The organism is Peterkaempfera griseoplana, assembly GCF_001418575.1.
Classification (GTDB): Bacteria; Actinomycetota; Actinomycetes; order Streptomycetales; family Streptomycetaceae; genus Peterkaempfera; species Peterkaempfera griseoplana.
In genome coordinates this window covers 1-10,660 of record NZ_LIQR01000348.1, presented here as the reverse complement: position 1 = coordinate 10,660, position 10,660 = coordinate 1, and the positions used below count along the sequence as shown (strand labels likewise).

Sequence of the window (10,660 nt, the reverse complement as noted above, 5' to 3'; positions counted from 1 at the left end):
CCGCGGCCCCACCGCCGCCCTCCTCCAGGACCCCGAAGCAGCCCGCCGGCTCCTGGGCGTCGGACGTCACCCCGCAGCCCCGGCAGCCCCGGCAGCAACCGGTGCAGCAGCCCCGCAGGAGGCCAGCCCCTGATGGACACCGTCGTCCTGCTCACCCTCACCGGCCTCGGCCTGGGTGCGCTCTACTTCCTCACCGCCTCCGGACTGTCGCTGATCTTCGGCCTGATGGATGTGCTCAACTTCGCCCACGGCGCACTGCTCTCGATCGGCGCCTACGCCACCTGGTGGGCCGCCGACGGCCACCTCCCCGGCGCCGGACCCGGCGGTGCGGGCTTCCTCCTCTCCGTCGTCTTCGGCACCGCGGTCGGCACCGCCGCGGCCGTCCTGCTGGAACTCGCCCTGATCCGCCCCCTCTACTCCCGCCCGAGGGAGCAGGTGCTCGCCACCGTCGGCGTGGGCCTCGCCGTGCCCGCGCTGCTGATGGCCGTCTGGGGCGCCGACGCCCGTCCGTTCCCCCAACCGCACACCCTGGCCGGCACCTTCCATCTGCTCGGCGCCGCCGTACCCGTCAACCGCTTGGTCCTGATCGCCGCCGCGGCCGTCGTCCTCGCCGTCCTCAAGCTCTTCCTCGGCCGCACCCGCCACGGCCTCGTCGTACGCGCCGGGGTCGAGGACCGGGCGATGGTCACCGCCCTGGGCATCGACGTACGCAAGGCCTTCACCCTCGTCTTCGCCATCGGCGGCGCAGCCGCCGCCCTCGCCGGTGCCCTCGGCGGTCTCTACTTCGGCTCGGTCAGCCCGGGCCAGGGCACCTCGCTGCTGATCTTCGCCTTCGTGGTCGTCGTCATGGGCGGCATGGGCTCCGTCACCGGGGCCGCCGCGGCCTCCGTCGCCGTCGGTCTGGTCCAGCAGTTCGCCAACTACTACACCGCCGCCGGGCTCGGCGACCTCTCCGTCGTCGTCCTGCTCGCCGTACTGCTCCTGGTGCGTCCGCGCGGCCTGACCGGGAGGCTCGCATGACCACCGGGACCATCATGCAGGCACCCACTGACAATGCCCCCTCACCCGCGCCGCACAAGGCCTCCGGCCTGCGCAGCGCCACCCGCTGGTGGCCCGCGGCCGTCCTGCTGCTGCTGTTCGCCGCGCCCTACAGCACGCTGCCCCTGCCGGGCCTGCTGGACGGCCCGCTCGGCAGCGCCGGCAGTCTGCAGCTGCTCGCGCTGTGCCTGGTCTTCGGCGCCCTCGCCACCGGCTACGACCTGTTGCTCGGCCGGACCGGGCTGCTCTCCTTCGGCCACGCCCTCTGGTTCGCCACAGGGCTCTACGCCACCGACATCGCCATGCTGGAGCTCGACCTGCCGCTGTTCCCCGCCGCGCTGCTGGGCGTCGCCTTCGCCGTGCTGCTGGCGGCCCTGCTGGGGGCGGTGTCGCTGCGGGTCACCGGCATCGGCTTCTCCATGGTGACGCTGGCCTTCGCCCAGGCCGGGTCGATCCTGGTGCAGCGCAACCCGGGCGGCCTCACCGGCGGCGAGGAGGGCCGCTCGGCCCCCGCCGACCGGCTGCCCGGGGCGCTGGTGGGCATCGAGAACACCGCCAACCTGTACTGGATCGCCCTCGGGTACCTGGTGCTGACGCTGGCGGTCGTCCACTGGGCCGTCAACTCGCCCACCGGACGGGTCTGGGAGGGCATCCGGGAGAACGAACGCCGGGTCCAGGTGCTGGGCCTGCGCCCCCACGGCTTCAAGCTGGTCGCCTTCGTCCTCGCCGCGGCCCTCGCCGCTGTCGGTGGTGTGGTCTACCTTCTTCTCTCGGGAGGAGCCACCCCGCAGGCGGCCACCTCCGACTTCACCCTGTCACTGCTGGTCATGGTGGTCCTCGGCGGTTCCGGCACCCGCTGGGGGCCGCTGCTGGGCGGCGTCCTCTACACCTGGGCGGACCACCGGCTGGGCGACCTCTCGGGCTCCGCCACGGTGCAGGGCCTGCCCGCGGTGCTGCGTGTGCCGCTCTCCCAGCCGCTCTTCCTCCTCGGCGCGATCTTCGTCGCCGTGGTGTACCTGCTGCCGGGCGGGGCCGTACGGCTGCCCGCCAGGATCCGTGAAACCCGTTCGGCCCGACGTACCGGAGGCACCGCCCCATGACCGACCGTCACCCCCAGCGGACCACCGTCGCCGTCCCCGGCGGCGACCTGGCGGTGCTGCGCTGGCCCGCCGACGACCCCGCCGCGCCCACCGTGCTGGCCCTGCACGGCATCACCGCCAACGGACTCGCCTGGGGCGAGGTCGCCGAGCAGCTGGCGGGACGGGTCGCCCTGGTCGCCCCCGACCTGCGGGGCCGGGCGGGCAGCCGGGCCGTCGCCGGCCCCTACGGCCTGGCCCGGCACGCCGACGACGCGGCAGCCGTGCTGGACCACCTGGGGCTGGACGACGCCGTGGTCGCCGGCCACTCCATGGGTGCCTGGGTGGCCGCCCTGACGGCCGTCCGCCACCCCGGCAGGGTCCGCCGGGCCGTACTGGTCGACGGCGCGGTGAGCTTCCCGCTCCCGGACGGCGTCACCGAGGACGACGCCCTGGCCGCGGTCCTGGGACCGGCCCTGGCCCGCCTCGGCCAGGCGTTCCCCAGCCGGGACGCCTACCGAGACTTCTGGCGGGAGCATCCGGCGTTCGGCGACGACCTGTGGACCGCCCGCCTGGACGCCCACCTGCTGTACGACCTGGTGGGTGACGAACCCGAACTCCGCTCCTCCTGCGTGGCGGAGGCCGTGCACACCGACGGCAGCCAGGTCCTTCTCGACCCGGAGGCCGCGGAGGCGATTCGCAAACTGCCCTGCCCGGCCACCCTGCTCTGGGCCGAGCGCGGCCTGCTGGACCAGCCCCAGGGCATGTACGACGCCGACCGCCTCACCGCGGCCGCCCTGGACCCGGTCACCGTGACCACCGTCGCCGCCCCCGGCACCAACCACTACACCGTCCTGCTGGGCGAGCGCGGCGCCCGGGCTGTTGCGGACCTCATCCTGGCGGAACCCCGGGCGGAGGGCCGCCCCTGAGATACCCGACCAGGCCCCAACAGGGCTGACCAGGCGCCGGATCCGCGTATTCGACCGGTGGCCGGGACCCGTCACCGCCGGGCTCAGCCGCCGGTCGTACGCCGCAGCAGCAGGGTGACGAAGCCCAACGCGCCCCGGTACCCGCGCAGCCACTCCGCTCGGTGCTCCTCCACCACCTTGAGCGCGTCCTGCGCCTCGGGGTGGTCAGGGTGGTCCAGGGCCCACTGGGCGAGCGAGCCCGTCCACGACCACTCGTAGTCGTCCCACTCGTCCAGCGTGCTGGTGTGCGCATAGACCGGTGTCCAGCCGTCGGCGGTCACCAGATCCACGGTGCCCGCCAGATCAGCCCACTCGCTCGGACCGGAGAGCAGCTCCCGTACGGCGGCGTGCGGCTCCCGCTCCCAGAAGGCGTCACCGACCAGCACCCGCCCACCCGGTCCGAGGTGCTCCCGGGCGGCGGTGAGGGTCTGCCGAAGCCCACCGTAGGCATGGGTGGCGCCGACGCTGAGCACGATGTCGAAGCTGCGTGCCGAGGTGAACTCCGCCGCGGGCATGTGGTGCAGGGCCAACCTGTCCGCCACGCCGCGCCGTTGGGCCTCGTCCCGCACCCGGTCCAGCGTCTCGCTGTCGAGGTCCACTCCCTCGGCCAGCATCCTGGGGTGCCGTTCCAGAGCGCGCAGCAGCCACTCGGCCTCGCCGCACCCCAGATCCAGTGCCCGCTCGTCGCCGCGCACCACGGCCCGGTCGAGCAACCGGCGTACGGACGCGTCGCTCAGCGGCGCCGCGACGGGGTGATGGGCGTGGGCGCGGGCGCTCAGTCTTCGACGGTCCATGCGCGCACCATCGCACCCCGTCGCGGCCGATGCACCCGGTTTGCCGGAACCGTGCCCTCGGCCGCCCGCAGGGCCGGGCCACCGTGTCACGCACGCCCCTTGCGCCCCCGCCGCGGGAGCCCGCGTCCCGGCGGTGTGCCGCGGCACCGGCCGGGCGAGCGTCGGCTCACCCGTAACCGGTAGCCGGTGCTCGGGGCCCGGGCCGGGGCCGCTCCGTCCACCGCCTAGGTGCCCCGGCCTTCCGGCTAACGCATGGAAGGCGTCCCCGACGGCGACGCCGAGCCGGACGCGGCACCGGAGCCGGACGGGAGGTCCGCGGTGGGGCTGGGACCGGCAGTGCCGAGGAAGGACTCCCACCCGCCGGTGGGCTTCTGCCCGGGGTTGAGGGTGCGGAGCTTGCGGAGCACCGCGGGGTCCTGGGCCTCCAGCCACTCCACCAGCTGGCGGAAGGAGACCAGCCGGACCTCCGGATGGCCGGCGATCTGCGTCAGCACCTCCTCGACGGCGTCCATGTAGATGCCGCCGTTCCACTCCTCGAAGTGGTTGCCGATGAAGAACGGCGCCCGGTTGCTGTCGTAGGCGCGCCGGAAACCGGCCAGATAGGAGTCCCGCGCCTGGGTGCGCCAGGCGGCACGGCGGGCCGGGTCACCCTTGGGGGAGCCTCCCGACTGGTTGGCCATGATGTTGTAGTCCATCGACAGCACCTGGAAGGAGTGCCCGGGGAAGGGGATGGACTGCAGCGGGAAGTTCCAGATCCGGCCACCCTGGACCTTGCCGGGCCACATCTGCAGATCGCCGGGCGAGCTGGCGTCGTACTTCCACCCCAGCTTCGCCGCGGTGGGCAACAGGTTGCGCTGGCCTTCGAGGCAGGGGGTGCGGCCGCCGATCAGCTCCTTGTCGTAGTCGAACGGCAGCGGCTCCAGGTCGGTGAAGCCGGTGTTGGTCCGCCACTCCTTGACGAACTGCTTGGCCTGCCTGATCTCGCTGTCCCAGTCGGCCGGGGACCAGCGCCCCACACCGTCGGGCCCGCAGAAGTGGCCGTTGAAGTGGGTGCCGATCTCATGACCCTCCAGCCAGGCGAGGCGTACCTGCTGCAGGGTCGAGTGGATGTGGGCGTCGGTGAGGTAGCCGATGGCGGAGGCACCCACCGGGTGGCGCGGCGGGTGGTACAGGTTCTTCTTGGACTCCGGCAGGGTGTAGATGCCGCTGAGGAAGAAGGTCATGGACGCCCGGTGCTTCTGGGCCAGCTCCCGGAACCGGGAGAAGAGCTTGTTGTCCAGCTCCCCCGCACCGTCCCAGGAGAAGACCACGAACTGCGGGGGCCGCTGGCCGGGCTTCAGCCGCTCGGGCCTGGACTGGCCCGGCTGCGGCCCGGTGTCGGAGGTGGAGCCGTCACCTATGGACCGCGCCGGCGGCCGGCTGCCGGCGCCGGTGGTGCCTCCGGTGCCGCCTCCGCCCTTGGTGCTGCTGCCGCCGCCGGGCCGCTGCCCAGGGTTGCTGCTCCCCCCGCTGCCACCGTCCGAGCATGCAGAGGCCGCCCCCAGGGCAGCCGCCGAGGCGGCGGCCGTGAGGACGGTCCTGCGCGAGATGGTGCCCATGATCTCCCCTGATCTGTTGTGCCCCACAGCCCGGGGCAATTGTGCACGGACCCGCCCTTCCGCCCTCGCGTAGGGGCCCCGGCAGCCCCCGTCGCCGAGCCTGTCCGCCACCGTCATCCCCCTGGGGTGCCGTACAGGCCGCAATCTCGACAATCGGGAATCGCCACGACAAAGATCCGTCGATCGCACTGACGGACGACACTCCTTGACGGCTCCCCTACAACGCACCTTGTTGCTGTTTCGAGACATTTCCGCAACGCCTCCGGGGGCACCGGCGCAGCCGACGCCGCGTCAGAGTCGGCAGCGACCCCCGCGAGCGGCGGGGGCGCCAGGCAAGGGGGAGCGATGCACACCACGCACACGGGCGGACGTCGTCCGCTGTTCAGACCCGGGCCGGCGGCGGTCCTGCTGCTGGCCGCCGCCCTGCTGGCCTCCGGTTGCTCGGGGGGAGGCGGCGCGGACGCGTCCGGCGCCGCGCGGAACCGCCCCTATGCGCCGGCCCCCGCGGCGGGGGCACCGCAGGGCGGTTCCGCCCGGGCCGCTGCACCGGCCGGTGCGACCCCCGGGACGCGCGACGGGGAGCCGACCGCGGCGGCCGACGGGGCGGACGCGGCCATGCGGTCCACCTTCGCCCTCGACGTGGACACCGCCTCCTACGGCTACGCCCGCCGGACCCTGGCCGGCGGACGCCTGCCGGAACCGCAGGATGTCCGCCCGGAGGAGTTCGTCAACAGCTTCCGCCAGGACTACCCGGAGCCCGGCGGCGACGGCTTCTCGGTCACCGTCGACGGGGCGCGCACCGCCGGCGGGGACGGCGGCTGGTCACTGCTGAGGGTCGGCCTGGCGACCCGCTCGGAGGATCCGGAGAGCCGGGCCCCGGCCGATCTCACCTTCGTCGTCGACACCTCCGGCTCCATGGCCGAGACCGGTCGCCTCGACCTGGTGCGCAGGGCGCTGAATCTGCTGATCGACCGGCTGCGTCCGCAGGACTCGATGGCGATCGTCTCCTTCAGCACCGAGGCCAGGCTGCGGGTGCCGGCCGTCCGTCCGGTGGACGCGGCGGCCCGGCGGCGGCTCCACGAGGCGGTGGACGGCCTGAGTCCGGAGGAGTCCACCAACCTGGAGGCCGGGCTGTCCCTGGGCTATCGGCAGGCCGCTGGGCAGCGCCGGGAGGGGGCGGTGAACCGGGTGGTGGTGCTGTCGGACGGGCTCGCCAACACCGGCGCCACCAGTTCCGAGACGATCCTGGAACGGGTCTCGAAGGCCCGCAGGGAGGAGGGCATCACCCTGTTCGGGGTGGGCGTGGGCAGCCAGTACGGCGACCAGCTGATGGAGCAGCTCGCCGACCGCGGCGACGGGCACACCTCCTATGTCGCCGACGACGAGGACGCCCGCAAGGTCTTCGTGGACCAGCTTCCCGCCAACCTCGACCTACGGGCCCGCGACGCCAAGGCGCAGGTCGCCTTCGACCCTGCCGCCGTCGACTCCTTCCGGCTGATCGGCTTCGACGACCGGCGGCTCCCCGACCAGGCCTTCCGCGACGACCGGGTGGACGGCGGCGAGGTCGGTCCGGGCCACTCGGTGACGGCGCTGTACGCGGTCCGGCTGAAGCGCGGCGCCGACGGCCCGCTGGCCACCGCGACCGTCCACTGGCTGGACCCCCGCAGCAGGCAGCCGCACGAGGCCGAGGGCCGGATCGGGGTCGGTGACCTGTCCGCGGGGCTTTGGACGGAGGCCCCCCGGCGGCTCCAGGTGGATGCGGTCGCCGCGTACTTCGCCGACCGGTTGCGGCAGTCGCCCACCCGGCGCGAGTACGGGGACGGACCGGACGACGCGGCGGTCCCGTTCGCGCCGGCGCTGCCGGGTGAGCCGTCGTTGGAGGAGCTGGCGGACCGCGCCGACCGGCTGGCGGCGGTCACGGAGGACCCGGATGTGCGGCGCCTGGCCGACGCGGTCGGCCAGGCGGCAGGGTTGCTCGACTCCTGATCCGTCACCGGCACTGCGCGACGAGCCTCTCCGCGGGCCGGGAGCCGGGGATGTGATCAGGCGGCAGTGGCGAATCGGCGCTGCCGCTTGATCAGCCGGGCGACGGAGGCGCTGATGGTGGTGGCGGCCGCGCAGGACACCGCGAAGGAGAGCCAGGTGGTGTTGAACCAGTGACTGTTGAGCCAGCCCAGAGTGACGATGTAGGCCGCCCACACCAGTGCCGCGACCGCCGACCAGCGAACGAAGCGGCGGGGGTTGGCACTGCCGCCCATGGCGAGGTCGAGGATCGTCCGTCCGGCGGGCACGAAGCGGGCCACGATCACCGTGCGCGCCGCCCGGGTCTCGAGCGCCTGCTGGACCCTGGTGGTGGCGCCCGCCCACTGCGGGCGGCGGTCCAGCCGGGCCTGCAGCCAGGGACCGCCGTGCCGGGCGATGCGCAGCAGGATGAGGTCGCCGATGAACGAGGCGATCGCCACCCCGAGTGCCAGCAGTACAGGTGCGCCGTCGAGGTCGGCGGTCTTCAGGACCGCCACGATCACCATCGTGCCGCTGGGGATGAAGGGCAGAAAGGCGTCGCCGAGCACTGCCGCAAAGGCAAGGATGAAGATCCACGACGAGCTGAGTAGCGCCGCGGTGTTCATGGGCTGGTGTCCCTACTTCCCGAAAGTCCGCTGACCGGTTGGCCCGCCCTCCCGGGTGGGACGACGGGGTGACCAGGGCCGCCGCGGCCCGGGCACAGGGACTTTGTGCCGGGATCAAGCGGTCCTGCGGGTTCCGGGAGCCGGTGCGGGGAGTGCGGGGACACTCTCCGGGGCATCACTCTGCTCGGCGGAGCCATTCACAACACAACACAACCTAGCGCCTCGAAGTTCCATGCCCTGAAGGACCCCTGTGTGACGCGGTTAACACGCCGGGTTCACAGGGCCGGGGCGCCGGTGGAATTCTACATACGATGAATTTTGTCCGCCAAATGGATTTCGCTCCGTCATCGACTCGTTACCGGGTCGCAGCGAGTGGCCCCTGACCGGACGGCCCCCGGTCCGGCAGGATGAACCTCCGAAGGCGTCGGCCGCCTCTGCCAGGAACAGGGACGGCCGACGCCGTGTCACCCCGTGGCTGCCGCACCCGCCGCGACGATGATGCGACCATGAACCAGCTGAGTCTCGGTGGAGCCTTCATCACCTTCCTCGCTGTGGTCGGACCGCCCAAGGTGCTGCTCTCCTTCGCCACGCTGGCGCGCTCGCGGACCACCGCCGAACTCCACACCCTGGCCCTGGTCTCCTCCGCCGGAGCGGCCTTCGTCGGCCTCCTCGCCGACTTCTCCGCACCCGCCCTCTACACGCTCTTCCACATCAGCACCCAGGCGCTGGAGATCGCAGGCGGCGCCATCTTCTTCATCTACGCCGTGGGTCTGGTGCTCGGCCTCCACATCGGCAGCGAGCCCGGGGAGACCGGCCCCGGTCTCTTCGAGGGCGTACGGGAGCTGCTGCTGCCGTTCATCGTCAGCCCGCTCGCCATGACCGCCGTCCTCCTCGAATCCGCTGCGAGGAACGGCTGGGCCTGGCGCGCCACCGTCGGCGGGGCCTATGTCGCCGTCATCGCCGTCGACCTGCTCTGCGTACTCCTTCTCACCCGGGTGCTCCAGCGCACCCACCACGCCGCCATCGAGGTACTGGGCCGACTGCTGGGTCTGCTGCTGGCCGCGGTCGGCGTCGACCTGGTGCTGGACGGTGTGGGGGCGCTGGGCGTGCCCCTGGAGTCCCGCGACTACTGACAGGAGTACGCCGGCGGCCCGGTCACCACCGGAAGGGACGCGTACCCGCGCAGCGTCAGCCGGTCCCGACGCCTCCGCCCGGTCGCGGCCTCCAGCTGCGGGAACCGCTCCAGCAGCCTCCCGAAGGCCGTCCGGCCCTCCAGGCGGGCCAGCGCCGCCCCCAGGCAGAAGTGCGGGCCGCCGCCGAAACTCAGCGGCTGGTTCGACTCCCGCCCGGGATCGAAGACATCCGGCTGCCGGAACCGCGCGGGATCACGGTTGGCCGCCCCCACCAGCAGCAGCACCTCACCGCCCGGCGGCACCACCACCCCGTCCACCGTCGCGCCCTCCGGCGCCCAGCGGCTGGTGAGCTGCACGGGGGAGTCGAACCGCAGGAACTCCTCCACATACGCGGGCGCGGCCGAGGGCTCGGCGCGCAGCGCCGCAAGGCGGTCCGGCCGGTCCAGCAGCAGGGCGAGACCGTTGCCCAGCAGATTGGTGGTGGTCTCGAAGCCCGCCGCCAGCAGCAGCACCAGATTGCAGAGCAGCTCCCGGTGGCTCAGCCGGCCGTCCTCCTCGTCCCGCACCTGCACCAGGGCGCTCACCAGGTCGTCGCGCGGGTCCGCCCGGCGCTCCGCCACCAGCCGGGTGAAGTAGTCGATCAGCGCCAGCGCGGCGTCGTCGGCCGCTGCCAGCTGCTCCGTCGAGTACACCGGCTCCAGCTGGGCCGCCAGATCCGCGACCTGGGGACGGAACCACAGCCGGTCCTGCTCGGGGACCCCCAGCAGCTCGCAGATCACTGCCACGGGCAGGGCGTAGGCGAACTCCGCCATGAAGTCCACCGCGGAGCCGTCCGCCCCCAGCTCGGCCAGCCGGTCCAGCAGTCCGTCGGTCAGCCGCTCGACAGCCGGGGCCAGCTCCGCCACCCGCCGCGCGGTGAAGACCTTGCTGACCAGCCTCCGCACCCGGGCATGGCCGGGGTCGGGGGAGAAGAGCATCGACTCGGCGAAGAGGCGTACCGACGGATGGTCCGCCACCTCCGGCCACCGCAGCCGGACCCACTCCACTCCCTCCTCCCGCAGCACGGGGTCCCGCAGTGCCCGGCCCAGCGCGTCGTACCCGACCACCACGGTGTAGCCGTCCCCCAGGGAGATCACCGGCCCGTGCTCATGCAGAGCCGCGTAGTAGGGGAACGGATCGCTCCGTCCCTCGGGGGTGAGCAGGGCTTCAACAGCAGCGAGGGCGTCCATGGCACCAGCATTGCGCGCTGTTGACGCGATGTCAGTAGGGCGGACGGGGGTGACGGGGCCGGATTTGGAGACATGGCGGTCCAGGCCGTACAGTTCACTGGTCGCTCGGGGCGGGAACGCTCAGTGAGCGGCGATGAATTTGCAGTAACCCCACCAGCGGGGGTCGGAAAAGCGGCAAGCGGATCTGATAAGCTGGA

General features: G+C 72.9%; 9 protein-coding genes. 5 read left to right on the top strand and 4 right to left on the bottom strand.

Annotated elements, in window-relative coordinates; translation table 11 throughout:
* The first annotated feature begins 132 nt into the window (after window positions 1–132).
* Genes AOK09_RS24835 through AOK09_RS24825 form a run of 3 tightly spaced genes read left to right on the top strand, consistent with a single transcriptional unit; the run spans window position 133 to window position 3,043 of the window.
* Window positions 133–1,020, top strand: a complete 888-nt coding sequence (locus AOK09_RS24835) for a branched-chain amino acid ABC transporter permease (RefSeq protein ID WP_055589468.1) — start codon at window positions 133–135, stop codon at window positions 1,018–1,020.
* Window positions 1,017–2,138, top strand: coding sequence for a branched-chain amino acid ABC transporter permease (locus tag AOK09_RS24830; RefSeq protein WP_055589467.1), 1,122 nt, complete (start codon window positions 1,017–1,019; stop codon window positions 2,136–2,138). The genes AOK09_RS24835 and AOK09_RS24830 overlap by 4 nt, the downstream gene beginning before the upstream one ends.
* Complete coding sequence (locus AOK09_RS24825; RefSeq protein ID WP_055589466.1) at window positions 2,135–3,043, top strand: alpha/beta hydrolase; 909 nt, start codon at window positions 2,135–2,137, stop codon at window positions 3,041–3,043. The genes AOK09_RS24830 and AOK09_RS24825 overlap by 4 nt, the downstream gene beginning before the upstream one ends.
* 83 nt (window positions 3,044–3,126) lie before the next feature.
* Here the strand turns inward: AOK09_RS24825 and AOK09_RS24820 are convergent, their stop codons facing one another.
* A complete protein-coding gene (locus AOK09_RS24820) occupies window positions 3,127–3,876 on the bottom strand; it encodes an SAM-dependent methyltransferase (protein ID WP_055589465.1) in 750 nt (249 codons plus the stop codon).
* Between the two features lie 245 nt (window positions 3,877–4,121).
* Window positions 4,122–5,474, bottom strand: a complete 1,353-nt coding sequence (locus tag AOK09_RS24815) for a polysaccharide deacetylase family protein (protein ID WP_055589464.1) — start codon at window positions 5,472–5,474, stop codon at window positions 4,122–4,124.
* A gap of 345 nt (window positions 5,475–5,819) precedes the next feature.
* Here AOK09_RS24815 and AOK09_RS24810 point away from each other — a divergent pair, with 345 nt between their 5' ends.
* Window positions 5,820–7,460 (top strand): vWA domain-containing protein, encoded by a 1,641-nt coding sequence (locus AOK09_RS24810; protein WP_055589463.1) that lies wholly within the window; start codon window positions 5,820–5,822, stop codon window positions 7,458–7,460.
* A 56-nt stretch (window positions 7,461–7,516) separates the two neighbouring features.
* Here AOK09_RS24810 and AOK09_RS24805 read toward each other — a convergent pair whose 3' ends face one another.
* The gene (locus AOK09_RS24805) at window positions 7,517–8,101 is read right to left on the bottom strand and encodes a DedA family protein (RefSeq protein WP_055589462.1); all 585 of its coding nucleotides are present in this window, start codon (window positions 8,099–8,101) and stop codon (window positions 7,517–7,519) included.
* Between the two features lie 506 nt (window positions 8,102–8,607).
* On the opposite strand from AOK09_RS24805, the gene AOK09_RS24800 reads away from it, so the two are divergent.
* Complete coding sequence (locus AOK09_RS24800; RefSeq protein ID WP_055589461.1) at window positions 8,608–9,234, top strand: MarC family protein; 627 nt, start codon at window positions 8,608–8,610, stop codon at window positions 9,232–9,234.
* Here AOK09_RS24800 and AOK09_RS24795 read toward each other — a convergent pair.
* Window positions 9,228–10,463: a cytochrome P450 gene (locus AOK09_RS24795; RefSeq protein WP_055589460.1), complete on the bottom strand. Its 1,236-nt coding sequence runs from the start codon at window positions 10,461–10,463 to the stop codon at window positions 9,228–9,230. The genes AOK09_RS24800 and AOK09_RS24795 overlap by 7 nt on opposite strands.
* Window positions 10,464–10,660 lie beyond the last annotated feature (197 nt).